Source organism: Nocardia sp. NPDC056000 (genome assembly GCF_042269265.1).
In the GTDB taxonomy this organism is placed as follows: domain Bacteria; phylum Actinomycetota; class Actinomycetes; order Mycobacteriales; family Mycobacteriaceae; genus Nocardia.
In genome coordinates this window covers 526,819-549,986 of record NZ_JBHJXS010000005.1, presented here as the reverse complement: position 1 = coordinate 549,986, position 23,168 = coordinate 526,819, and the positions used below count along the sequence as shown (strand labels likewise).

Annotated in this window: 21 protein-coding genes; 9 read left to right on the top strand and 12 right to left on the bottom strand. The window is 66.0% G+C overall.

What is annotated here, in order from left to right; genetic code table 11:
* Positions 1–19 precede the first annotated feature (19 nt).
* Positions 20–643 carry a class I SAM-dependent DNA methyltransferase gene (locus ACFC4D_RS18340; protein WP_376064796.1) on the bottom strand — a complete coding sequence of 208 codons (624 nt, stop codon included), beginning with the start codon at positions 641–643 and terminating at the stop codon, positions 20–22.
* Positions 644–763: 120 nt separating this feature from the next.
* Between ACFC4D_RS18340 and ACFC4D_RS18335 the strand changes: the two genes are divergently transcribed.
* The gene (locus ACFC4D_RS18335) at positions 764–1,702 is read left to right on the top strand and encodes a DMT family transporter (protein ID WP_376064795.1); all 939 of its coding nucleotides are present in this window, start codon (positions 764–766) and stop codon (positions 1,700–1,702) included.
* Positions 1,703–1,704: 2 nt separating this feature from the next.
* On the opposite strand, the gene ACFC4D_RS18330 is transcribed toward ACFC4D_RS18335, so the two are convergent.
* Complete coding sequence (locus tag ACFC4D_RS18330) at positions 1,705–2,742, bottom strand: FAD-dependent monooxygenase (protein WP_376064792.1); 1,038 nt, start codon at positions 2,740–2,742, stop codon at positions 1,705–1,707.
* A gap of 97 nt (positions 2,743–2,839) precedes the next feature.
* The gene (locus ACFC4D_RS18325; protein WP_376064790.1) at positions 2,840–4,276 is read right to left on the bottom strand and encodes a DHA2 family efflux MFS transporter permease subunit; all 1,437 of its coding nucleotides are present in this window, start codon (positions 4,274–4,276) and stop codon (positions 2,840–2,842) included.
* Between the two features lie 90 nt (positions 4,277–4,366).
* Here ACFC4D_RS18325 and ACFC4D_RS18320 point away from each other — a divergent pair, with 90 nt between their 5' ends.
* The gene (locus tag ACFC4D_RS18320) at positions 4,367–5,038 is read left to right on the top strand and encodes a TetR/AcrR family transcriptional regulator (RefSeq protein WP_375958498.1); all 672 of its coding nucleotides are present in this window, start codon (positions 4,367–4,369) and stop codon (positions 5,036–5,038) included.
* Between the two features lie 19 nt (positions 5,039–5,057).
* On the opposite strand, the gene ACFC4D_RS18315 is transcribed toward ACFC4D_RS18320, so the two are convergent.
* The 3 genes from ACFC4D_RS18315 to ACFC4D_RS18305 form a co-directional block, all read right to left on the bottom strand.
* Positions 5,058–6,296 (bottom strand): cytochrome P450, encoded by a 1,239-nt coding sequence (locus ACFC4D_RS18315; RefSeq protein WP_376064787.1) that lies wholly within the window; start codon positions 6,294–6,296, stop codon positions 5,058–5,060.
* Between the two features lie 21 nt (positions 6,297–6,317).
* Positions 6,318–7,586 carry a cytochrome P450 gene (locus tag ACFC4D_RS18310; RefSeq protein WP_376064784.1) on the bottom strand — a complete coding sequence of 423 codons (1,269 nt, stop codon included), beginning with the start codon at positions 7,584–7,586 and terminating at the stop codon, positions 6,318–6,320.
* A 175-nt stretch (positions 7,587–7,761) separates the two neighbouring features.
* Positions 7,762–8,640, bottom strand: a complete 879-nt coding sequence (locus ACFC4D_RS18305; protein ID WP_376064781.1) for an oxygenase MpaB family protein — start codon at positions 8,638–8,640, stop codon at positions 7,762–7,764.
* A gap of 210 nt (positions 8,641–8,850) precedes the next feature.
* On the opposite strand from ACFC4D_RS18305, the gene ACFC4D_RS18300 reads away from it, so the two are divergent.
* Positions 8,851–9,789, top strand: a complete 939-nt coding sequence (locus tag ACFC4D_RS18300; protein ID WP_376064868.1) for an AEC family transporter — start codon at positions 8,851–8,853, stop codon at positions 9,787–9,789.
* Positions 9,790–9,795: 6 nt separating this feature from the next.
* Here the strand turns inward: ACFC4D_RS18300 and ACFC4D_RS18295 are convergent, their stop codons facing one another.
* Together ACFC4D_RS18295 and ACFC4D_RS18290 are read right to left on the bottom strand one after the other, a co-directional pair.
* On the bottom strand, positions 9,796–11,484 hold the full coding sequence (locus ACFC4D_RS18295; RefSeq protein WP_376064778.1) for a hypothetical protein: 1,689 nt from the start codon (positions 11,482–11,484) through the stop codon (positions 9,796–9,798).
* Positions 11,485–11,517: 33 nt separating this feature from the next.
* Positions 11,518–13,203, bottom strand: coding sequence for a hypothetical protein (locus tag ACFC4D_RS18290; RefSeq protein WP_376064776.1), 1,686 nt, complete (start codon positions 13,201–13,203; stop codon positions 11,518–11,520).
* Between the two features lie 270 nt (positions 13,204–13,473).
* On the opposite strand from ACFC4D_RS18290, the gene ACFC4D_RS18285 reads away from it, so the two are divergent.
* Positions 13,474–14,766: a hypothetical protein gene (locus tag ACFC4D_RS18285; protein WP_376064773.1), complete on the top strand. Its 1,293-nt coding sequence runs from the start codon at positions 13,474–13,476 to the stop codon at positions 14,764–14,766.
* 1 nt (position 14,767) lies between these two features.
* Here ACFC4D_RS18285 and ACFC4D_RS18280 read toward each other — a convergent pair whose 3' ends face one another.
* The 3 genes from ACFC4D_RS18280 to ACFC4D_RS18270 all read right to left on the bottom strand — a co-directional run bounded on the left by ACFC4D_RS18280 (position 14,768) and on the right by ACFC4D_RS18270 (position 16,820).
* Positions 14,768–15,208 carry a VOC family protein gene (locus tag ACFC4D_RS18280; RefSeq protein ID WP_376064771.1) on the bottom strand — a complete coding sequence of 147 codons (441 nt, stop codon included), beginning with the start codon at positions 15,206–15,208 and terminating at the stop codon, positions 14,768–14,770.
* Positions 15,209–15,321: 113 nt separating this feature from the next.
* Positions 15,322–16,449, bottom strand: a complete 1,128-nt coding sequence (dnaN, locus tag ACFC4D_RS18275; protein ID WP_376064768.1) for a DNA polymerase III subunit beta — start codon at positions 16,447–16,449, stop codon at positions 15,322–15,324.
* On the bottom strand, positions 16,446–16,820 hold the full coding sequence (locus tag ACFC4D_RS18270; RefSeq protein ID WP_376064765.1) for a hypothetical protein: 375 nt from the start codon (positions 16,818–16,820) through the stop codon (positions 16,446–16,448). The genes dnaN and ACFC4D_RS18270 overlap by 4 nt, the downstream gene beginning before the upstream one ends.
* Before the next feature lie 111 nt (positions 16,821–16,931).
* On the opposite strand from ACFC4D_RS18270, the gene ACFC4D_RS18265 reads away from it, so the two are divergent.
* Entirely contained in the window at positions 16,932–17,777 is an 846-nt protein-coding gene (locus ACFC4D_RS18265; RefSeq protein WP_376064763.1) for an enoyl-CoA hydratase-related protein, read from the top strand.
* 6 nt (positions 17,778–17,783) lie between these two features.
* Here ACFC4D_RS18265 and ACFC4D_RS18260 read toward each other — a convergent pair whose 3' ends face one another.
* Positions 17,784–18,392: a TetR/AcrR family transcriptional regulator gene (locus tag ACFC4D_RS18260; protein WP_376064762.1), complete on the bottom strand. Its 609-nt coding sequence runs from the start codon at positions 18,390–18,392 to the stop codon at positions 17,784–17,786.
* Positions 18,393–18,524: 132 nt separating this feature from the next.
* Between ACFC4D_RS18260 and ACFC4D_RS18255 the strand changes: the two genes are divergently transcribed.
* From ACFC4D_RS18255 to ACFC4D_RS18240, 4 genes are read left to right on the top strand one after another with little or no spacing between them, the layout of a single operon-like run.
* A complete protein-coding gene (locus tag ACFC4D_RS18255) occupies positions 18,525–19,445 on the top strand; it encodes a diiron oxygenase (RefSeq protein WP_376064761.1) in 921 nt (306 codons plus the stop codon).
* Positions 19,445–21,241: an NAD(P)-binding domain-containing protein gene (locus tag ACFC4D_RS18250; protein ID WP_376064758.1), complete on the top strand. Its 1,797-nt coding sequence runs from the start codon at positions 19,445–19,447 to the stop codon at positions 21,239–21,241. Before ACFC4D_RS18255 ends, ACFC4D_RS18250 begins: the two co-directional genes overlap by 1 nt.
* 15 nt (positions 21,242–21,256) lie before the next feature.
* Positions 21,257–22,741, top strand: a complete 1,485-nt coding sequence (locus tag ACFC4D_RS18245; protein WP_376064755.1) for an FAD-dependent oxidoreductase — start codon at positions 21,257–21,259, stop codon at positions 22,739–22,741.
* Positions 22,714–23,145 carry a pyridoxamine 5'-phosphate oxidase family protein gene (locus tag ACFC4D_RS18240; protein ID WP_376064752.1) on the top strand — a complete coding sequence of 144 codons (432 nt, stop codon included), beginning with the start codon at positions 22,714–22,716 and terminating at the stop codon, positions 23,143–23,145. Before ACFC4D_RS18245 ends, ACFC4D_RS18240 begins: the two co-directional genes overlap by 28 nt.
* Positions 23,146–23,168 lie beyond the last annotated feature (23 nt).

Sequence of the window (23,168 nt, the reverse complement as noted above, 5' to 3'; positions counted from 1 at the left end):
CTCCCGCTCCCCTACCGGGTCAGGCGGGCTTTCGGGCGGCGATGAACAGATCGGGTTCCGGTGCGGCATCCGGGTGATCGGGCTGGAATTCGACCACCCGCTCGCGCAGCACCTCCAGGCCCGCCTCGGTGAGGCGGCGGCGGAACTCCTCGGGCGGGTAACTGCTGACGGTGACCGGCTTTCCCATGAACTCGATATCGATCCCCTCGATATCGGCGGGCACCGTCGCGAACAGGAAGATTCCGCCGGGCGTCAGCCACCGAGCGAATTCCACCAGCGCGGAGTCGATTTCAGCCCTGGTCAGTTGCAGCAGCGGAAAGAACGCCGTGACCGCGTCCCAGGTGCCGTCCGGATAGGACAGCGTCCGCAGGTCCGCGACCTCGAACCGCGCACCGGGAACCTGCGCCCGCGCGATCTCGATCATCCCGGGCGAGATATCGCATCCGGTGACGTCATACCCCGCCGCCACCAGCACCTCGGCCGTCGGTCTCCCGGTCCCGCAACCGACATCGAGCACCTTGGCCCCGTCGGCCAGCTGCGTCAGCAACCATTCGAGTTCCTCGCGATGCGCCGGATGCCCGGCGAACGCCTTCTCGTAGTCCCTACCCAAGCTGTCGAACACCTCAGCGGCCGAAAGTCCCATGTCTGCCAACGTAATCGAGAATTCGCAGCCGGGCAGGGATGATCGGCTATTCGGGCCGGGCGGGACAGTAGTCCGAAATTCGATGGTCGGAGGTGCCGCCGCTCGGACACACTGCCGGACGTGGCCTTATCGGACAAGCTCACCCGGTCGCCCAGCCGCGGCCGGGCGACCACGCTCAGCCTGACCTCCTGGGTGCTGTTCGCGAGTTCGGGTCCGCTCGCGGCGGCGGTGATGGCGGCGGGGTGGTCTCCTGCGGCGGTGACCTCGGTGCGGATCCTGCTGGCCGCGGTGCTGCTGGTGCCGACGGTTGCGGTGCTGCGGCCGCACGCATTGCGGTTCGGGCGTGCCGACCTCGGGCTGCTGCTCGGCTATGGACTATTGGGTGTCGCCGGGGTGCAGTTGCTGTTCTTCGTCGCGGTCTCCCGGATTCCGGTCGGGGTGGCGATGGTCCTGGTCAATATCGCGCCCGCCCTGGTCGCGGTGTGGGCACGGGTGGTGCGCGGCACCCGATTGCCCGAATCGGCCTGGGCGGGAATCGTACTGGCGCTCGGCGGGCTGGTCGTGGTCGCCCAACCGTGGCAGGCCACCGGCCTGGATCGACTCGGCGTCGCCGCCGGGATCGGCGCGGCCATCTGTTCGGCCGGATACTTCCTGCTCGGCGAACACGGTGCGGGCAAACATGATTCATTCGGGCTGACCGCCGCCGGGTTGGCGATCGGCGCGGTGCTGGTGGCGGTGCTCGCCCCGCCGTGGTCGCTGCCACTGGGACAGCTCGACAACGTTGCGACACTGGGCAGTACGCGCGCACCGGTGTGGTTGGTGCTGCTGGTACTGGCCGTGGCCTGCACCGTACTGCCCTACCTGACAGGACTGCTGGCGTTGCGCGAATTGCCCGCAATCCTGGCAAGCGTGCTGGCATTGATCGAGCCACTGGTCGCCACCATGCTGGCTTGGTTATTGCTGGGCCAGGCGATCGGCCCGACGCAACTGGTCGGTGCGGCAATCCTTTTGACCGGCGCGGTATTGGTACAGCTGGCTCTACCCGCAGCCGCGCCCTAGTTCTAGCCGGATCGGTTGGAGGTGCCGGCGGCGCGGGGTTGTTCGCGATTGGCCACAAGGGTGCGGCGGCGCTCGGCCATTGCCTCGGCGGGTGATTCACCGGTGGTCAACGCGGTGAACAAGACCAAGGCGTCTTCGATGGCTTCGCGCGCCCCGCGCACGGCGGCGGGGGTGATGGCGTGGTCGGCGTCGCCGATCAAGATGACCGGTGGCGCCGGCGGACGGGCGTCGGCGAGGGGGACGCTGCGGGTGTTGGAGACGTGAATTGTGCTGGTGGCGTCCAGGATTGCGCCGATCAGAACTGTCGCGTCGGGATCCGCGCCGAGCACGGTCTCGGCCCAGTCCGCGGCGGGATGAAAGCCGGTGTCGGCCTCGGCAATCGGATCCCGGGTGAGGCGGGTGAACCAGAAGACCGTCTTGTCGGTGGCGAGGTGCCCGAACGAACTCAGTGGCATGGGACCCTGGCCGAATTGACCGTGAAAGTGCATGACCGATGGATCGGCAGGCAGTGACACCGGATGCGAGGTTTGGCCGTAGATCACGATCTGCCCGGCGTAAACCGGTGTGCGCGTGGGCTCGAGCAGAGTTCGGGCGAGCGAATCGATGCCGTCGGCGGCAATTACCAAGCCGTCCCCGGACAGCTCACCGTCGGTGCTGTGCAATGCACCGGTGCCGAGATCGATGTCGGTGATGGTGTGCCCGTATCGGATATCCGTGCCCGCAGCACCGGCGAATTCGTTGAGCACACGCATCAGTTCGGTGCGTTCGTAGAGGCGGTGCCCGCGACTGGGCCCGGTGTTGCGCCCCTCGGGCAGGTAGTGAAAGGCGAAGCCGCCGGGAATCGGGTGCGACGCGGCGTGCAGCGCCTCGATCGAAACGCCCAGCGCGGTGAGGGATTGGTGGGCGTCCCCATCGAGGACCATGAATGCCCCGCTGGCGGGCCCGGTCCGGCGCTCGTACACGGTGACCGGATGTCGTTGCCGGGCAAGTGCTCCGCCGAGCACGGTGCCTGCGATACCGCCACCGAGAATGGTGACCATGACGAGCCTCCTGAACGCTGGATGGGTCGGGCAGAGCGATCACAGCACAGCGTCGATGGCGGTATCGGTGTTCTCGAGTGACTTCGGGAATGTCAGCTCACAGCGGCACCGCGATCGGCTCCTCCACGATAACTTGCGGTGCCGCATGGCGATTCGGTCGCAAGGTGAACAGAGCGATCGGGATGCCGACCGCGACGATGGCCGCGGCGATGATGATCGCGAAGCGGTAACCGTCCAGGAATGCGGTCAGGGGTGCGGCGCCGTCGTGGGCGGAGGCGGCTGCGCGGGTGGTCAAAATCGCGCCGACCACGGTGACGCCGAGGAGGGCGGAGATCTCACGACTGGCGTTGATGACCGCGCCCGCCGCACCGGCTGAGGCAGCGGGCATCTGCCCCATGACGGCGGTGTTCAACGGCGCCATCAGCAGGCCCGACCCGACACCGAAAGCGACGAAGGGCAATACGAGATCGATGAACCGCCCGCCCTCGCCAACCGTCGAGATATCCAGTAGCGCACCGACGATGCCGGCAACACCTAGTGCGACAGTCACATTCGTGCCCAGTCGACGCGCAGCGAGCGGAGCGATCGGTGAGATCGCGACCATGCTCAGCGCCATCGGAATGAATGCCGCGCCCGCCATGGTCGGCGACAGGGCCAGCACGTTCTGCAAATACATAGCGGTGAAGAAGTAGATCCCCATCACGCCGAAGCCCCACAGCATCATCGTGACCACGCCGCCGCTGAAAACGCGCGAACGGAACATCGACATATCCACCATCGGGTCCGCGCTGCGCATTTCGACGATGATGAACGCCGCCAGCGCGACCGCCCCGAGGGCGAAGCAGCTCAGGATCACCGTCGAAGTCCACCCCTTACCCTGACCTTCGATCAGCGCGTAGGTGATCGCGAAGAGCGCGACCGTCGAGGTCACCAGGCCGGGGAGATCGAGTCGCGGCCGCACCTGATCGCGGGTCTCGTCCAAGGTCAGGGCGGTGAGCGCGAATGTCGCGATGCCGAACGGCACATTGATCAGGAAGATCCAGCCCCAATCCATGTGCTGGCTGATCACTCCGCCGGTGAACGGTCCGAGCGCCAAAGCCAGTGCGCCGATGGCACTCCAGACGCCCACGGCCTTGGTGCGTTCGGATTCGTCGGGGAACAGTCCGGCGATGATCGCCAGCGTCGGTGGAATCGCCGCCGCCGCGCCTACGCCCTGGAGTACGCGGGCGCCGATCAGCATGGTTTCGTCACCGGCCAGTCCGGCCAGCAGCGATGCGAAAGTGAAAACGGCCAAGCCGCTCAGGAACATTCGGCGTCGTCCGAACAGGTCGGCGAGTCGGCCACCGACCAGCATGAGCCCGGCGAACACCAGGATGTAGCTGCTGACGACCCATTCCAGGGCCGAGATGGACAGCCCGAGATCGCGCTGGATCGACGGCAGCGCCACGTTGACCACGTTGTTGTCGAGAAAAGTCATGAATGTCGCCAGCGATACCCCGATCAGGGCGAGCCAGCGGCGCGGCAAGGTCAGCACAGCAGTGCTCCTATACGTCGTTATTGTACGGTGTTCCTATACCTTGTACATGTACGAGGCAATCAGACCTGTACGGTGTACATTTGTCAAGTGGCGAAAACGGAGAATCGGCTGAGCCGGGAGTCGGTGGCAGAGGGCGCGCTCGCGCTCGCCGACGCCGAGGGCCTGGACGCGCTGACCATTCGACGGTTGGCGCAGGAGCTCAATGTCACGCCGATGGCGCTGTACTGGCATTTCAAGAACAAGGACGAGCTGCTCGACGGCGTGCTCGGCCGACTGTGGGCGCGGGTGGACACCACCCGCGATCGCTCACGCCCGCCGCTGGAGCAATTCCGTGCGCTGACCGAATCGCTGCTCACGGTGCTGCGCGAACACCGCGCATTGGCCCCGCTGCTGCAGATTCCGCGCAGCAGCGAACCCTCCCCCGGATTCCTGGACGCGGTGGAAACCGCATTGGACATCCTGGTCGAATTCGGCTTCGACGTGCCGACCGCCGCCGCGATCTGTACCAACGCGCTGCGGACCACGACCGCTTTGGTGCTCGGTGAGCCCGGCGCAGCCACCCCGCAGCAGAGCCCCGACGATGCGGCCGAATCCAGCCGCCGCAAGCGTCTGACGCTGGAAAGTCTTCCCCCGCAACGCTATCCGAACGTCGTACAGGCGGCGCCGTTCCTGACGTTCTGTGCCGACCCGGAGGATCACTACACCTTCGGCGTCGACTTCTTCATCGGCGGAATCGCCGCCCTCCCACTCCCCCGGTAGGCGGGCGGCGAATCGCGTTCTAGGAGTTCAGGTGTACCGGCAACGAGCCGTGGCCGTTGGAGATGAACGACGCGATCGAGCCGAGTTCGGCCGGATCCTTGGCCAGTTCCATCGCCGGGAACCGGGCGAACAGCGTCGACAGCGCGATCTCGGCTTCCAGCCGGGCCAGCGGCGCGCCCAGGCACAGGTGGACGCCGTAGCCGAAAGCCAAGTGCGCCTTGTTCTCTCGCGTCACGTCGAACTCGTCGGCGGTCTCGCCGTGGATCTTGGGGTCGCGGCCCGCGGCGGCATAGGAGGCGAGAATCGGTTCGCCCGCGGCGATGTGGACCGGTCCCGCATCGGTGGCGACGTCGATGTCCTCGACCGCGTAGCGCAGCGGCAGGTGCGCGACGGGCGCTTCGAATCGCAACGCTTCCTCGACCACATCGGACCAGGTCACCTCGCCCGCGTCCAGCTTGGCGCGCTGTTCGGGCTGGGTCAGCAGCAGGAAGATCGCCTGGTCGAGCAGGTTGACGGTGGTCTCGTGACCGGCGCTGATGACCAGCAGCAGGGTGTCGACCAATTCCTGTTCGGTCAGCGCGGAGCCGTCATCCTCATCGCGGTGGGCGATGAGCACGCTGGTCATGTCATCGGCCGGATGCTCGGTGCGGTAGGCGACCAGTTCGCGCAGAATACGTTGCATCTCAACGAAATTGGCCTGCGCCTGTTCAGCGGTGAAGGTGGTGTCGAAGATGCCGTCGACGCAGGTGCGCAGGCCCGCGTGCAGTGACTCGGGCACTCCCATCAGCTCGCTGATGACCCCGATAGGCAAAGGGTAGCAATAGCTTTCGCGCAGATCCACGGGCTGTCCGGCCGGGGTCTCGGCGAGTTTGTCCAGCAGATCCGAGGCCAGCGCCTGCACCTGCGGCCGCATCGCCTGGGTGCGGCGCGAGGTGAACGCGGGCCGCACCAGCTTGCGCAGCCGAGAGTGGTCGCTGCCGTAGGCGGTGAACATATTGGCCACCGCGACCCAGGTGTACAGCGGCCAATCCTGGCCCACCTCACCGGAAATGAAGGCGGGCCAGTGTTGGCGAGCATCTTTGGAAACGCGGGGATCGCGCAGCAGATCGTGCAGGATCTCCTGATCGGTGACCGACCAGGCGCGAACCCCGCCCGGTAGCTCGACCCGCGTGATCGGGCCGCGCGCGCGAATCCGCGCGGACTCGCCTTGAATATCTTTACCGCTCGGGTCCAGGACCAGCGGTGTCGTGTGCTCCATCGTCATTTCCTCACTCGGGTGCTACGGCATTTGCGGAGTTGGCGGGAATTCGACGGGCAACGCGGTCAACGCTCGGTGGAACGGGCCGGGCCGCCAGACGAGATCATCGATGGCGACGGCCAATCGGAGTTCGGGCAGTGCGTCGAGCAGGTAATCGATTGCGTCCATGGCGATCTGGTAGCCGAGCTGGCGCGCCGGGCACTGATGTGGACCGCCGCCCCAGGCCAGATGCGACCGGTTGCCGAAGCGGTCCATGCGATCCAGGCGAATGGTGGGATCGGCATTGCAGGCGGACATACTGATCAGCACCGGCTGGTGCGCAGGCAGCCAGACGCCGTCGATGAGCATCGGCTGCGGCGGGTAGCTGACGCAGTAGTTGGCCATCGGCGGACTGGTGAACAGCACCTCATCGAGTGCGTCGCGGGTCGAGAGACTGCCGCCGATCAGATCACCGGCGAATCGCTCGTCGGTCATCATCAGCAGCAGCGCGTTCGAGATCAGATGCACCTGCGGTTCGCTGCCCGCGCCGTGCAGGGTCACCAGCTGATGGATGATCTCCTCGGTGCTCAGGTCGGTGGACCGGATCATCTCGGAGGTCATGTCATCGCCGGGTTCGGCGCGCTTGCGCGCGATGTGCTCGGCCAAGGCCGCCGCCATCATGTTGCTTCCGGCCTCGGCCTCGCCACCGGAGTCGAACATCATCGCCATACCCGTGGAGACCCGCTCCAGGGTGTCGTCGTCGAACCCCAGAATGACCGCCAGCACCCGATACACCAGCGGATAGATGTACTGGCCCAGCAGATCCGCCTGCCCGGTCCCGCTCGCGAATGCGTCGATCAGCGGTCCGGACAGCCGTTCGATGACCGCGTGCATACCGTACAGATCGACGGTATCGAGTGCGGAGACATTGGCCGCCCGATAGCGTGTGTGCTCATATCCGCTGCTGCGCAACGCATTCGGCCGCCACTCCAGCATCGGCTTCACCGGGCACCCGGCGGGCACCGAGTCCTGCCAGATGCGCGGATCGGCCGGAAAATGCTGCGGATCGTTGAGAATACGCACCGCGGTGGCGTAGCCGATGACCAGCGTGGCGGGAACCCCCGGCGCGAGCTCGATCGGCACCAGCGGTCCGTACGCGGCGCGCCAACGCTCGTAGATCGCGTACGGATCCTTGGCGAATTCCTCGGTGTACATGGGTTCGGGCGGGCCGCCACCTGCCAATATCGGCCCGGCCGTGTGGACCTGCGTCGAAGGCGCGGGCGCGGGCCCGGGCTGGTTCGAGATGGTCACAATGCTCCCTCTGCGAAGGTGTATTGACGGACGATCAGGACCCAGCGCGTCACATCGGTTGCCCCGGAACCGTTTTCACTGCGTCATTCCCTACGTTAGCCAACGAAGTGCTGTGCCGCAGCTTATTCCGGGACGGCTTCGCGCACCGCCTTCGCAATCGGGTCGGCCGCAGGTGCTAGACCAGCGTTTTACCGGCCAGCTGCCGCTCACGCATATCGCGCACGTAATTCTCGAAGGGGTACAGACGCCACCGCTCGGGCATCACCCGCAGAGCGCGGCCGATGAGGCGCATGACGGTCTCGAAGGTGCGCTGGCGGCGTGGACTCCAGTGCACCCCGAGTTCATCGCGGAAGCTTTGCGGCAGAAAACCGATGGTGAAGAAGCGATTCAGCCCCGCGAACGCGAACTGGGAGCGGCGCCCGAAAGCGCCGAGGTTCACGACCTGGTCGAGGAGATACCGCCTGACCTCGGGGTCGAGGGAGAGCTGGGGCAGCATGGCGTCCCAGTACTCGGCGAACGCGGCGCGGTCGGCGGGCCACAGCTCCGGTCGCACCTGCAAGGTCGTGCCGAAACGGCTGCTTTGCCGATACAGGTCGTCGGCGGTCGCCTCGTCGAGCGGGCCGAAGAACAGTTCCATGTAATCGGCGACGCCCCGGTAGATGCAAGCGGCCACCCACAGTTGCAGGTTGGGATCGAATGCGTTGTAGCGCAACGTACTTCCGGGCTCGGATCGCACATATCGATGGACGGAATCGACCGCGTCCCGGTACGCCGCGCGATCCTGCTCGCTACCGATCATCGCCACGGCGAGATAAGTCAGTGTCGTGCGCCCGCGCTTGCCCGGCCGCATATCGAAGCGGCCACTGGCCACCGGGCTCTCCACCACCCCGCGCCCGACGGCGGGCAGGCTCAACTGCATCACCACATTGGCGGGGCCGCCCAGCAGCGCGCCGAGCCCGATCATGTAGCGCCGTCGCCGTGCGGCAGCGTGAATCTCGTTGTCGGAGTCCGATTCTCGGGAGTGGTGCAGCGGTGCCGCCATGGAAGTCCCCATCGAGGTAGTGAGAAAGAATATGCCTCAGTTTCTCAATACGGGATTGGTTGGTCAACTCCGAGGGTTGTCACACGCACGGACTGGGCGGTGTGTTCAACCCGGCGCCGAGCGCACCGCGGAGGATGCGGATACGTTGCCTGTCGTGCACCGACGTCAGAACCGCAGCGCCACGAACCGCGCGCTCCCTGTGAAATCAGCGCGTTGTCCAGCGTGATCGTCACGATCGGCAAACTCGCACCGGTGGCATTCCTGTTCGCCGCCGGTGCGCTGTTCGCCCGTCGTGGCATCATCGCCGGGGAGGTGTCGAAGGCGTTCTCCGAGTTCGCGTTCCGCTTGGCCATCCCGGCATATCTGCTGGGCAGCCTGTATGTCGCTGACCTGCGGCGGGTGTTCAATGTACCGGCGCTGACCGCGTACACCTGCACCGCGATCATCGCGGCGGCCGCGGTGGCGGTGATCGCCCGGATGCGTGGCCGCACGACTCGCGAGATCGCGTTGCGCATCATGGCTGCCTGCCAGGTCAATACGGCCTACATCGCCATTCCGGTCTTCGGGCTGCTATTCGGGGATGTGTCCCCGATCTTCCCGGTGATCCTGTTGCAGGTGTGCGTGCTCACCACGATCGTGATCGCCATCATGGAATCCTCATCCCGCGACTCCGGCGATCAAAGCAGAACGAGTGTGCGGCAAGGTATTCAGGCGGCGCTGACCACCCCACTGGTACTGGCCTGCTGGGTGGGGATCGCAGCCAACGCCGCGAATGTCCCTGTCCCGCAATGGCTCTTGGACTGCTTGTCGATGGCGGGCGCGGCGGCCGCACCGGTCGCGCTATTCGCGCTCGGCCTGCATTTGGGTGCGACCGGACTACAGCTGCGCGGCGCCGATCCCGATGAATACTGGCTGATCGCCTGCAAGTGCGTCGGATTTCCGCTGCTCGCATTCGTGTTGGCGCACTTCGTCTTCCATCTCTCCCACCCGTGGCTGGGCGATGTGGTTCTGATCGCCGCCATGCCCAGCCCGCAAAACCTGTTCATCTTTGCCCAGACCTACGACACCGATATCGACCTCGCCGCATCGATCGTGGTGAAGTCCACCATCGTGACACTGATCCTGCTGCCCCTGTGGGCGGTGGCGTCGGCGCGGATGTGAACTCGGCTACGGCAAGGACGTCATCGCGAATTCCTGGCCGTCGCTGGTACGGATCGTCAATTCCGACGTGGTTGCGCTGGCCGTGATGTTGCGGAAACGCCCTGTGCCGGTGAGCTGTTCGACGACCGGGCGCAGGCGCGAGGAACGCCGGTCCAAGCCGTTCGACTCGTCGGGGGAGAGGCCGAGAATGCCGTGGTACGTGCGCGGTGTGCGAGTCAAGCCCTCGGGTTGCCAGTTCATGCGGGTATCGCTGGCCAGCATGGCGTTGAGGGTGGCGCACGCGCCGTCGGAGGTGCACAGCCGCAGCGGGATTTCGTCTGCGGCATAGTCGAAGTCGCGCGTGGTCAGCGTCCAGCCCTGCGGATCCCGATAGGCGTAGTGCACGCCCGAGGGCGGCGCGAGGGTCAGTGCCGAGGTGTCGGCCACCCGGTTGTCCAGCGTCGGGGCGAGCATCGGCTGATCGGTGGGAGTGAACTCCCAGGCGCTGTTCGGATCGATCGGCTTGTGCCAGAAGCCCGTTCGATCGTCATCGCGGCCTTCGACCCGCAGTTCGCGCTGGAACGACCGGGAGCCGGTCTGATGGATGCTGATGGTCGAGGTGATCTCGCCCGGGATCTTCGGCTGCTGCACCCAGCGGGGCGCGGGCAGTTGGATATTGGCGTATTCGTTGAACGGCGGGCGCAGTTGGGGGAAGCGGGAGAATTCGTGCTCGAAGTTGTTGGGCGCGGAGTCGTAGGCGGACTGGTCCTCATACGAGTAGGAGAAGAACAGGGTGTCCGCGCCGGAGATATCGAAATCCCAGAGCCGGGTGAACATATCGCCGTACTCGTTGATCACGAAGGTCGTCGAGCCCGCCGAACTGAGGTTGATCGCGCGGAAACGGCCGTTCAGCGGTCCGGGCACCTCATAGCTGTAATCGTCGGCGAGTGTTTGATCCTCGGGATGCAGGGGGTCGCTGCCGGGCAGCCAGGGATCGAGGATGACGATGCGATTGCCTTCGGGGGACAGGACGTACACCGTGGTGACGCCGGCTCCACCGACCGGCACGTCATGTCCGGCGGTATCGGTCCAGGTTCCCTCCTGCCGGAACGGGAGCACCTCCTTGTAGACCGGATCCAGCCAGGACAGGCTCCAGGCCCGCGATCCGGCGCGCACTCGCTGGCCCGACGGATCCAACCAGATGGGTGCGCCGAATCGCATGGTCCACCACCAGATCTCGGGTGTCTGATCCGCCGATTCGAGGCTGTACACCCGGCCCTCCGGTCCGGTCGCGGCCAATCGCCCGCCGTCCACGGAGATTCCGGTGATCTGCCCGCGCAGGCAGTTGGGCATCGGCGGAATTCGCCATCCCGACTCGCCCTCGGTCGCCTTGACGTAGAGGTTCTGGTCCAGCAGCGCGAACTGCCATGCGTCGTTCCAGCCGCCGTCACTGGTGCGCAGGTCGATATGGCGCGGCAGCCGGACCGCGATATCGGCGGGGACGAGCGGCATGGTCCACAAACCGATTCCGACGTTCGGATAGTGCAACGGCACCGGCCACGCACCTGCCCGGCCGGGAAGTGAGAGCGCCGCGCAACTGAACACCGGCGGCAGTATCCCGAACGGCAGGTACTCATCCGCCGCGGCGGGTCCGGCACACAGCAGCGACAGTATGGTGAACCACGCGGTGAGGCCGCCGCGCCAGCTGTTACGCATCGAAGATTCCTGCCCTTTCGGATGAGTTGGAGTTCATGACCGCGACATGAGGACTTTCACGCCCTCGTCGGTGCGCACTCGCAGCGCCGAATTCGTCGCGGTGACAATGGCATTGCGGAACCTGCCGGTTCCGGTGAACTGCTCCACGATGGGCCGCACTCGCTCGTCCATGGCATCCCACTCGTCCTGCGGGACGACCACGAAGCCGTGATACTCGCGCGCGGTATCGCTCAAACCCTGGGGCTGCCAGCCCAATCGGGGCGCACTGGCGAGGTAGGCGACCAGATCGGTGCACGCCTGCCCGGCGCACAGCCGCAGCGGTAATTTGTCGGTGGCGTAGTCGAAGTCGCGGGTGCTCAACGTCCAGCCGTCCGGATCTCGGTAGTCGAAATGCACCCCGCTCGGCGCCGCGAGCGTCGCGGCGGAGGTATCGCCCGGCCGATTGTCGAGCAGCTCGGTGGTCAGGGTCCGGTCCGTCGGCTCGAAGGCCCATTCGGCGTTCGGGTCGATCGGCTTGTGCCAGTATCCGGTTCGCGCGCCGTCACGGCCCTCCACCCGCAATTCCCGCTCGAAGGACCGGCCACCGGTCTGATGAATGCTGATGGTCGAGGTGATCTCACCGGGAATCTTCGGCTGTTGGATCCAGGACGGCGCGGGCAGCTGAATGTTCGCGTATTGCGAGAAGAACGGCCGCAGGAAGGAGAACCGAGCGAACTCGCCCTCGAAATTGTTCGGCGCGGTGTCGTGCGCGGTCTGATCCTCGTAGGAGTAGGAGAAGAACACCGTATCCGAGCCGGAGATATCGAAATCCCAGAGCCGGGTGTACATATCGCCGAACTCGTTGATCAGGAACGTGGTCGACCCCGCGGCGCTGAGATTGATTGCACGGAAGCGGCCGTCGAGTGGTCCGGGCATTTCGAAGCTGTAGTCGTCGGCGCGCGCAGGGTCATCGGGATGCAGCGGATCCCCGCCCGCGAGCCAGGGGTCGAGAATGATGATCCGGTCACCTTCGGGCGAGAGCACGAATACCGTATGCACCCCAGCGCCGCCAACGGGCTGGTCATGTCCGGCGGTATCGGTCCAGAATCCTTCCTGGCGAAAGGGAATCAATTCCACATAGCGCGGATCCAGCCATGACAGGCTCCATGCCCGGTTGCCGGGACGCACCCGCTGACCTGCCGGATCCAACCAGGTCGGCGCGCCGTAGCGCGCGGTCCACCACCACAGTTCAGGCGTTTGATCGGCGGATTCGAGGGTGTAGACCCGCCCCTCGGGTCCGGTCGCGACCAGGCGGGAGCCGTCCACCGAGATCCCGGTGATCTGTCCGCGCAGGCAATTCGGCAGCGGCGGAATACGCCAGCCCGATTCACCCGCGACGGCCTTGACATAAAGACTGTTGTCGAGCAGCGCGTACTGCCAGACCTCATTGAATCCGCCGTCGGTGCTACGCAATTCGATGCGCTGCGGCAGTCGGGTCGCGACCTCCGCGGGCGCGAATGGCATGGTCCACAAACCGATCCCGGTGTTCGGGAAATGCATCGGCAAGGGCCACGCACCCGCTCGCCCCGGCAACGACAGCGCCGCACAGCTGACCGGCGCGGGCAGCACCCCGAACGGCAGCCATTCATCAGCGTTCGCCGACCCGCTGCTCGAAACACACAATGCCGCAGCGGCTACCGAAACCAGGGCTCGCCGACGCTTGCCAATCAACGATTTCATCCTTCCGCTGAAACCTTCGGGAGCGCATCGCGCCCGCATGACATCGCAACCGAGACAATCGAACAGGTGTTGCTGGCAATCACTTCGGCGATTCGCCGTGGATCATCAGGAATGGGCCCGGAAGAAATTGGCCGCGCGCACAATATCACCCGCCGAGTGACCTGATCCCGAGGCGGGCCGGAACCGGAGTGGGTCGTCTGCGAGCCTGGCAATAGTCATGGCTGGGAATGCCCCCAGCGCGCCGGGGGCAGAAGGTGGCATCTTGACCCCGTGAGAGCGAATGTCGAAGGAGTGGCGAGCAATCCGAGCACGCCCGAGGAGTTGCTGCTGCGAATTCTGGCCGCCGATTGTGCGGGTGCGGCGGCGGTCGCGACCCGGCCCGAACTCCCCGACCCGATCTACGACGCGATGGTCGCACACCGTGATCTGGATATTCGAGGGTTGCTGGCGCGCAGCGTGTTCGCACCGGCACGGCAGCGGGCGCGGCTGGCCGACGACTCGAGCGCTGTCATCCGGCTGTTCGTCGCCGCCGGGCCGATCACGTTCCGCACCAAGGTCGAACCGCTGCCCGATCACACCTACCGCGAGCTCGTCGCCGACCCGTCTCCCGCGGTACGGTCCGCGGCCTGCCTGACCTGGCCCAATCCGACTGCGGCGGTACTGGATCTACTGCTGCATGACCCCGACCCCGAAACGCGCACCGCGGCGGCCACGCGCAGTTGGCGGCGGCTGCCGCACCTGCTGACCCAAATAGCTACTGTCAGAGATGATTTGGTGCACCTGTGGTCGGAGGCGATCGCGACCGCACCGCTGGATCCCGCTACCGTCGCAGCACTGTTGTCCCGAGATGAATGGGTACGGCGACTGCTGGCCGAGAATCCGTACCTGCCGGGGGAAGCGATCGCCAGGCTGATTGCCGATCGGAGTCACGATGTGCGCGTGGCGGTTTCGATGCGACAGGAGCTGGGTGATCGAGTGCGGGAGATCATCGCCGTGGACATCGACCCGGCCGAACAGATCACCCCCGCGTTCTGGCCCAGCACCACCGATAACCCCGCCCTCATGCGGCGAGCGGTCGAGTCCACCCACCTGGGCCTGCGCCGCAGCGCCGCCTACAACCCCCGGCTACCCCGCAATCTCGTGCACCGGCTCGCGGCTGACGACGACGCGATGGTCCGCCTGATCCTGTGCGAAACACACCCTTACGCCCCCGCCGACGTCCTGTGGGAGGTACTCCGCGAAACCCGCATGATCACCCGCGCCGACCTGATCACCCACCCCAACTTCCCGGTCCACCGCCTCCGCGAACTCGCCGCCAGCCCCGACCCCACCGAACGCTCCCTGGTAGTCCACGACCCCATCGCCTCAACCGAGTTGATCGAACGCCTCAGCCACGACATCGATCCCCGAGTCCGCCGCGCCACCGCCGCGGACCCCCGCCTGAGCCGCCGCCGCCTCCTCGAGCTCCTCGACGACCCGACCACCTCCTACGGCGCGGTCCGCAACCCCAACCTCCCCCTGCCGATCATGGAATCGGTCCTGTCCGCCGCCGGAATCGTCTAACTCAGTTCGGCGGTTGGCCACCCAGGAAGTAGACGACCTCCCAGAGGTGCCCGTCGGGATCGGCAAAGTAGCCCGCGTAGATGCCCCAGGGCCGTTCCAGCGGTGCCCGCACGATGGTGCCGCCCGCGGCTTGCGCGCGCTCGAGGATGCGATCGACTTCGTCTCGCTCACCGACGAAGTACCCCAAGCTCATCGGGGAGCCGGTGATGCGTTCGGGCGCGACTCCGGCGTCCTTGGCCAGGTTCTCGCGCTCGTACAGCGACAGGATCAGCCCGCTGTCGAGGGTGAACATGGCGACCGCGCCGCCGGGGGTGTTCTCATCAGCCTCGAATTCGGTACCGATGATGCCCGGGGAGGACAGCTCGAGGGCTTCCCGGTAGAAGCGCAGGGAACGCTCAAGGTCGTCGACGCCGAGGGTGAGTGCGGCGATATTCGCTTTCATCGGTGTGCCTCCTGACTGGATACCTTCGGTCGGTCCTGAAGCTAACTGCTGAGCGGCCGCGTGGTCTTGAACGAATCGGACACGCCGTCGGCTACGGAGCGACACCGATGGTGTCAGGGCAGGCGGATGGGCATCAGCACATAGACAAAGCCGTCGCGTTGACCGGCAGGGTTGGGGTGAGCAGGGCGCAGGACCGCGGCCCGGGAAGGTCCATTGAGCGCGAGTTCGACGGTTTCGGTGCGCATCGCGGTGAGGCCGTCGAGGAGGTAGCGGGGATTGAAGGCGACGGTCAAGGGGTCGCCGTCGAATTCGCCGGCGATGGTTTCCTCGGCGTTGCCCTCGCTGTCGTTTCCCGCTGTGAGGCGGGTCTTTTCGGCGGTGCAGGCCAGTTGGACCTGAGCGCCGCGGGTGGAGAGCAGCGAGACTCGTTTGACGGCGTCGGCCAGCGCGGCGCTGGGGAAACGGGCGGTCGCGGTGCGGCGGTCCACGAGGTATCCCTGATAGGGCGCGTATGCCATATCGAGGGTGCGCAAGGTGGCCCGGCGGCTGTCCGATGCGAGGCCGAGGACGGTTTGAGCTGGGCCGCAGGCGATTTCGAGTTGTGAGCCGGACAGAGCTCGGCTGGTGTCGGCGAGGGCGCGGGCGGGGATCAGTACGGTGGCGGGTTGGTCGTCTGTGATCGGGGTGCTCGGTTGCCAGTCGAGTTCGCGGATCGCTATGCGGAAGCGGTCGGTGCTGACCAATCGCAGGAAGTCGGCGTGGAATTCGAGGTTGATGCCGAGCAGCATCGGGAGGGTGTCGTCTTTGCCCGCGGCGACGGCGACCTGGGTTACGGCGTCGCAGAACTCGGTGTAGTCGACGGTGCCCGTGGTCGGCGGTTGGGGTGGGAGTTCCGGGTAGTCTTCGACGGCCATCAGCGGCAGTGTGAATCGTGCTGGTCCGCAGACGATTTCGAGCTGTTCGCCGCTGTCGCACAGGTCCACCGGATGGGCGGGTAGCGACTTTGCGATCTCGGTAAGCAGGCGTCCGGAGACCAGCACCTCGCCGGGCTCACTGACTTCGGTGCCGGATATCGCGGCGTGCGAGGAGATCTCGTAGTCGAACGCAGCCACCGAGGCTGAATTCGCTTCCGCCCGTATCCGAATGCCCGCGAGCACCGGGACGGACGGGCGGCGCGGCACCGCCGGGCCGACGACCGATAGCGCCTCGGTCAGGCAGTCTCGTTCGACACGTATTTTCATCGGGGTTCTTCCTCGTCCAGGGTGCGATGTTCCAGGCGGCGATGCAGTGCGGCGGCTCGGGCGTGCGCGGCCTGTTTGGAGCGGTGGCCGAAGGCTTCGGCGATCCAGCTCCAGCTGTTGCCGTGTTCGCTCGCGGCGCGCATGAGTTCGAGTTCCAGGCGATCCAGTTCGGTGCGCGCGGCCATCAGTTGGATGACCGCGGCGTAGATGACGCGATGCGGCAGCTCGGCGGTGTCATCGGTGGCCAGCCGGTCCAGGACCGCGCGCACGACGGCTGCCGGATTGTGCTGGGGCGCTTGGCTCGACGGTGGCGCGGTGGTCGCCAGCCACTCGGTGAGCAGCGCCGTATCCGGCTGTTCGGGATCGGGCATGGTCGGAGCATACCTCGAGCGTCAAAGAATTTTTGACGGCCGGGTATTGACCTCTGGCTGATGCGTTGAGAAGCTTCGGGTTCCATTTACTCATCGATGAGGAGAGCGCGGATGAGCGACGGCGATGCGGACGCGACGGAGTACTCGACGATCACCTATGCGGTCGCCGACGCGATCGCGACGATCACGCTGAACCGGGCGCACGCGCGCAACGGATTCACGCTCACCATGGCCGATGAGCTCGGTGCCGCGGTGACGGTCGCCGACCGCGATGACTCGGTGCGGGTGATCCTGCTCGCGGCGGCGGGCGAATACTTTTGCGTAGGAATGGATTTCGCCGAGCCCTCGATCGGCGATACCACCGACCCGGATTGGGATGAGCCGTCCACGCGCGTGGTCCGGCCGATCGTGAACTCGAACAAGCCGGTCATCGTGGCGATCCAGGGCGCGGCCGTGGGAGTCGGCATCTCCATGACGCTGGCGGCGGACCTCCGATTGGCCAGTGCGGAAACCAAATTCGGGTTCGTCTTCGCTCGTCGCGGACTATATCCCGAAGGCGCGTCGACCTGGTTCCTGCCGCAGCTGGTCGGCCTGGCCAAAGCCAAGGAATGGATGCTCACCGGCCGAATCATCAGCGCCCAGGAAGCTTTGGACGCGGGCCTGGTGACCAGCCTGCACGCGCGCGCGGACCTCCTCCCCGCCGCATACGAGCTGGCCCGGGACATCGCCGTGAATATCGCGCCGACCTCGGCGGCGGTCATCCGCCGGGCCCTGGTGGCCATGACCGCCCACGGCGATCCCGAAGCGGCATTCGCTCTGGACCGCAAGACGATTCCGCACGCGTCGACCAGTCCCGATCTGGCCGAAGGCATCTCATCGTTCCTGGAGAAGCGCCCGCCGCGCTTCACCGGTGTGGCGCGCACGGACGTGCCGGACCTGGAGGATTGGCTGCGCTGACCCGGCCTAGTCCGGTGCGGACCAGAGATGGTCCAGCACCGGCAGCAGGAAGTTGCGGGCGTAATTCTCCGGCCCGTCGGGCGTCTCCAGATCGAGTACCCCGGACGGGATCAGGATCAATGTGTGGAACGCGCGGGCGACATGCTCGGCGAACTGGTTCGCCGCCGCCGGGGTGGACCAGCCATCCAGCGGCAGGAACGTCGCGACGAACATCCGCCCCCAATTCAGCGCCTGGCTGTCGGTGGTGATCACGTACGGCAGGAACAACTCCGGGTTCAGGGTGAGTACCGGCCGAACCGCGGGGTGCCCGCTCAGTCGCCGGTAAGCCTCGGCGAAGGAGTGGACGAGCCTGTCCGAGGGGTCGTCGTAACGCTGCGCAACCAGTTGGACTTCGGCGAAGAACCTGGCCAGCTCTTCCTCCACCAATGCGCTGATCAACGCGTCTCGCCCCGCGAAGTGCTTGTAGAGCCCCGCGCGGCTGATGCGCGCCTGGCGGGCCACCTCATCCATGGAGAGCTTGCGCATGCCCGTGGTGGCGGCCAGCTCTCGGCACGCGTCGAGAATCCGCTCGCGCGTACTGTTCGCCGCCTTATTGGGTGTGACCGTCGGGCTCATGACCCACATCCTACGAAGTAGACACATAGGCAATATATGTCTACTCTTCCACTATTGAATCGGCAGCGTCGCCGAACCCGGCGACACCGTGACGCGTGACCGGCTGCCGATTCGTGCCAGGAGGAGTGCACGATGACCGCATCGACCGACGCCACCGACCCCCGAACCGCCAACGCCGCCGCGCGCGACGCGGTCGCCGACCGCCTGATCGGGGGATCACTGCGGCGTTCCTACAACTCACTCATCGACGTGGATTGGGATGCGCCGCAGGACCCGCGGCTGTTCTACATGCCGCCGCAAACCATCTCGCTGTACGGAACACCGTTGTGGGAGAGCATGTCTCACCTCGAACGCGTGGAGCTCTCGCGCCAGGAACTGGCGAACATGCTCAGCCGAGCGGTGTGGTTCGAGAACACACTGAACCAGGGCCTGCTGCGCGCCATGCTGTATCAGGATCCGACCTCGCGCACCGTGCAGTACGCACTGACCGAGATCGGTGACGAGACCCGGCACATGATCATGTTCAGCCGGGTGATCACGGCGATCGGCGCATTGCCCTACCGGCTCTCGACGCTGGAAGCGATGACGGTGCAATCGTTTCCGTTCTTCTATCGAGGATTGTTCCTGTGGGTGGCCGCGCTGTGCGGTGAGGAAGTCATCGACGACGCGCAGCGCAATTACGCCCGGCATCCCGATCTGCAGCCGATCGTCGCGCAGATCATGCGCATTCACGTCACCGAGGAGGCACGGCATATCCGGTACGCGCGCGAAGGCGTGCGCCGCCGGGTGCAGCACGCACCGTGGTGGGAGCGGCAGTTCGCGGCGACCGCTAATGGAGCGGCGGGATTCGTGTTGCGCCGCTTGATGTATGACCGGCGCGTCTACGAGCGCTGCGGGCTCGATGCCGGTGAGGCGATGCGTCAGGCGCGTGCGAACGAGCAGGTCAATGCCCGACGCCGCGAGGCTTTCGAAGGGCTGCACGGATTCCTGACCGAGAACGGGCTGATGAACCCGGTGTCGCGGTTGCTGTGGCGTCGATTCGGATTCCTGTGATGAGCGATCGCCCTCGGTACGACGTCATTGTCATCGGTGCGGGCTTCGCCGGGCTTTGCGTCGCGATCATGCTGCGCCGCAAAGGCATCGACAACTTCGTCATCCTGGAGAAAGCGCAGGAGGTCGGCGGCACCTGGCGGGAGAACACCTATCCGGGCGCGGCCTGCGATGTGATGTCGCTGATGTACTCGTTCTCGTTCGCGCCCAATCCGAACTGGACCCGCGGCTATGCCGGGCAGGCCGAAATCCTGGAGTATCTGCGCGAGGTCACCGAGCGGTTCGATCTGCGGCGCAGCATCTGCTTCGGTGCCGAGGTCGTTAGCGAGCGCTTCGACGACGACTCCGATACCTGGACCGTCACCACCACCGACGGGGTCGAGCGCACCGCGCGCGTGATCATCGCCGGTACCGGGCCGCTGCACATCCCGCAGGTCCCCGACATCCCGGGCGCGGAATCGTTCGCGGGCAACAGCTTTCACTCGGCACGGTGGGATCATTCGGTCGACGTAACCGGTCGGCGGGTAGCGGTCATCGGGACCGGCGCATCCGCGGTGCAGTTCACTCCCCCACTGGCCGAGCGCGCCGCGCACGTGGATGTGTTTCAGCGGACGCCGAGTTGGGTGCTGCCCAAGCTCGACCGGCCGATCACCGCGGCCGAACGCGCCGCCTATCGAATGGTGCCCGGGCTGCGGAAATTGGTGCGGGGCGGCATCTATTTCAGCCACGAGGCCCTCACCGGGGCCTTCCTGAACCCGAAGTACATGCCTGTCGTTCGTGCGGTGGCGAAAACCCAGCTGCGGCAACAGGTGCGCGACCCCGAGCTTCGCGCGCGGCTGACTCCCGAGTACGAGATCGGCTGTAAGCGAATGGTTATGGATAACGGGTACTACCCGGCGCTGCAACGCGAGAACGTCGAACTGGTGACCGCCGCGATCACCGAAATCACCGAGACCGGGATCCGCACCGCGGACGGCGTCGAGCATCCCGCCGATGTCATCATCTACGGCACCGGGTTCAAGGTCGTCGACAAGACCGACGATCAAACCCTGATCGGCGCGAACGGGCAAACCATTCAACAGCTTTGGCGTGACGGCCCGCAGGCCTACCTGGGACTCGCCACGTACGGATTGCCGAACTACTTCCTGCTGATGGGTCCCAATACCGGCGTCGGCAACCAGTCGATCGTCTTCATCATCGAAGCGCAAGCCCGCTACATCGTCGCGCTGCTCGCCGCGATGCGTGCCCGCGAGGCAACCCGCGTGGAGGTGAAATCGCATGTGCAGCAGCAATTCAACCGTGATCTACAGCGCCGCTCGCGAGGTACCGTCTGGACCACCGGCGGCTGCCGCAGCTGGTACCTGGACAGCGACGGCGTGAACCGGGCCATCTGGCCGGGGTCGACACTGGACTACTGGCGGCGCACTCGCACACCGCGACTCGCCGATTTCGAATTCACCCGGCCCGAGGATCGCGACGACGAGGACGAGTATCACGGCCCGGCGTTCCTCAGCGGCGCCGACGATATCGAGTACCCCGTGCGCGTCCATCTGCTCGCGGTGTACCAGCCGGTCGACAATACCGTCCACTGGTCCGGCCGCATCGACGCCTGCGCTGATCTCGCACGCCTGCACACGGTCACCAATCAGACTGTCCGACTGCGCATTCCGGACCGTGACGCGGTTCCGGCGCTGCTCACCGACAGCGATCCGTGGGGCGGTTCCCACATCACGGGCAGTGGCGCGTTCCCCTACACGCATCCGCTGGACCTCGACACATCCGCCGCCTTCGGCGCGTGAATCGCAAGGATATCCATGGCCTACGTCATCACCCAGAACTGCTGCAACGACGCCTCATGCGTGGCGGTGTGCCCGGTGGGCTGCATCCACCCCACGCCGGAGGAACCCGGATTCGCCACCGCCGAACTGCTGCACATCGATCCTGCCACCTGTATCGACTGCGGTGCCTGCGCCGACGCCTGCCCGGTGGACGCGATCCGCCCCGAGGCCGCGCTCACCACCGCGACCCGGCCGTTCGCGGAGTTGAACGCCGACTACTACCGGCAACACACACCGACTCCGGTATTCACTCGGGCACAACGCCCGGCCGAGCTGATCACCACGGCGACACCCTTGCGCGTGGGGATCGTCGGCTCCGGCGCGGCCGGCCTGTACAGCGCCGCAGCGCTGCTGCGCCACCCCGGCGTCAAGGTCGACATGTACGAAAAGCTTTCCACCCCAGACGGTCTCATCCGTCACGGGGTGGCACCTGATCATCCGGCGACCAAACAGGTCATCGATCAATTCGACTTCGTGCCCGAGAAACGCAGCCGATTCCAACTGCACCTCGGCGTGGAGATCAGCACCGACCTGACGCACGCCGAGCTGCTGGCCCGCCACCACGCCGTCATCTACGCCTATGGCGCCGACAATCACAACGCGCTGCGCGTTCCCGGTGCCGAGTTGCGAGGTGTGCACTACGCCAACGCATTCGCCGGTTGGTACAACGATCACCCCGATCATCGTCACCTCGACCCCGACCTGTCCGCCCGCCGCGCGGTGGTGATCGGCAACGGCAATGTCGCCCTCGACATAGCTCGCATCCTGGCCACCGATCCCGCCCGCCTGACCACCACCGCCATCGCGGACTCCGCACTGGAGGCATTGCGGCACAGCGGTATCGAAGAAATCGTCATGCTGGGCCGACGCGGGCCGGAACACGCCTCCTTCACCACACCCGAACTGCTCGGCCTCCTGAACCGCCCCGATATCGACGTCTTCGTCAACCCGGCGGACCTACCCGCTGAACGGCCCGCCGACCCAGCCGCCCGCGCCCGCCTGGACCTGCTCGCCGCCGCGACCACCACCTCCCCCACCCCGGGAAACAAGCGCATAGTCCTGCGCTTCCACACCACGCCGACCCGCATCCTGGGAACCGCCGCGGTGACCGGAATCCGCGTGCGGCGAACCGATTCGAACACCGACGACACCATCGACACCACCACCGTGATCGCGGCGATCGGATTCCGCGGCCGCCCCATCCCCGGCATCGAATTCGACCCCCGAACCCACACCATCCCCAACAGCCGAGGCCGCGTCCTCACCCCTACCGGCACCCCGATCCCCGGCGTCTACACCGCCGGCTGGATCAAACGCGGCCCCGTCGGCGTCATCGGCACCAACCGCACCTGTGCGGAGGAAACCGTCGCCTGCCTGTTGGCCGACCACCGCGCCGGTCTGCTGGCTGATCCCTCACGTAGCGTCGGGGAACTATGCGCCGTTTGGAACCCGACGAAATAGACGCCCTGCTGAACCTGGATGTCGTTGCACGCCTTGCCACGATCGACCCCGACGGATATCCGCATGTCACCCCGATCTGGTTCCTCTGGGAGAGTGGCCGTTTCCACCTGACCAGCTCCTCGACCCGTCCGCATCTGCGCCGAATCGCGCGAAATCCGAAGGTGGGTTTGGTCATTGATATCGAGGGCGAGTTGCGGGCGGATGGGGAGCGACCGAACAGGCAGGTTCGGGTAGTGGGGGACGCGAGCATCACCCCCGATACGGGGGGACTGTGGACCCGCCGCATTCGGGCCAAATACATCGACGGATCGATCGCCCCCGGTATCGCCGAACGCGCTGTGCACCAGGAGAGGTCGCTTATCGGGGTCACTCCGCGCGAGATCGTCGGTGTCGCCAGCGTGTGATGGCCTGACGCGCTTTCACTCAG

What these genes read in the sequence shown, in the direction of transcription:
- ACFC4D_RS18340 (WP_376064796.1), bottom strand. Translation starts at nt 643, where the DNA reads ATGGGACTTTCGGCCGCTGAGGTGTTCGACAGCTTGGGTAGGGACTAC.
- ACFC4D_RS18315 (WP_376064787.1), bottom strand. Translation starts at nt 6,296, where the DNA reads ATGGAGCACACGACACCGCTGGTCCTGGACCCGAGCGGTAAAGATATT.
- ACFC4D_RS18305 (WP_376064781.1), bottom strand. Translation starts at nt 8,640, where the DNA reads ATGGGGACTTCCATGGCGGCACCGCTGCACCACTCCCGAGAATCGGAC.
- ACFC4D_RS18240 (WP_376064752.1), top strand. Translation starts at nt 22,714, where the DNA reads ATGCGCCGTTTGGAACCCGACGAAATAGACGCCCTGCTGAACCTGGAT.
- ACFC4D_RS18295 (WP_376064778.1), bottom strand. Translation starts at nt 11,484, where the DNA reads ATGCGTAACAGCTGGCGCGGCGGCCTCACCGCGTGGTTCACCATACTG.
- ACFC4D_RS18280 (WP_376064771.1), bottom strand. Translation starts at nt 15,208, where the DNA reads ATGAAAGCGAATATCGCCGCACTCACCCTCGGCGTCGACGACCTTGAG.
- ACFC4D_RS18255 (WP_376064761.1), top strand. Translation starts at nt 18,525, where the DNA reads ATGACCGCATCGACCGACGCCACCGACCCCCGAACCGCCAACGCCGCC.
- ACFC4D_RS18290 (WP_376064776.1), bottom strand. Translation starts at nt 13,203, where the DNA reads ATGAAATCGTTGATTGGCAAGCGTCGGCGAGCCCTGGTTTCGGTAGCC.
- ACFC4D_RS18265 (WP_376064763.1), top strand. Translation starts at nt 16,932, where the DNA reads ATGAGCGACGGCGATGCGGACGCGACGGAGTACTCGACGATCACCTAT.
- ACFC4D_RS18245 (WP_376064755.1), top strand. Translation starts at nt 21,257, where the DNA reads ATGGCCTACGTCATCACCCAGAACTGCTGCAACGACGCCTCATGCGTG.
- ACFC4D_RS18270 (WP_376064765.1), bottom strand. Translation starts at nt 16,820, where the DNA reads ATGCCCGATCCCGAACAGCCGGATACGGCGCTGCTCACCGAGTGGCTG.
- dnaN (WP_376064768.1), bottom strand. Translation starts at nt 16,449, where the DNA reads ATGAAAATACGTGTCGAACGAGACTGCCTGACCGAGGCGCTATCGGTC.
- ACFC4D_RS18260 (WP_376064762.1), bottom strand. Translation starts at nt 18,392, where the DNA reads ATGAGCCCGACGGTCACACCCAATAAGGCGGCGAACAGTACGCGCGAG.
- ACFC4D_RS18250 (WP_376064758.1), top strand. Translation starts at nt 19,445, where the DNA reads ATGAGCGATCGCCCTCGGTACGACGTCATTGTCATCGGTGCGGGCTTC.
- ACFC4D_RS18330 (WP_376064792.1), bottom strand. Translation starts at nt 2,742, where the DNA reads ATGGTCACCATTCTCGGTGGCGGTATCGCAGGCACCGTGCTCGGCGGA.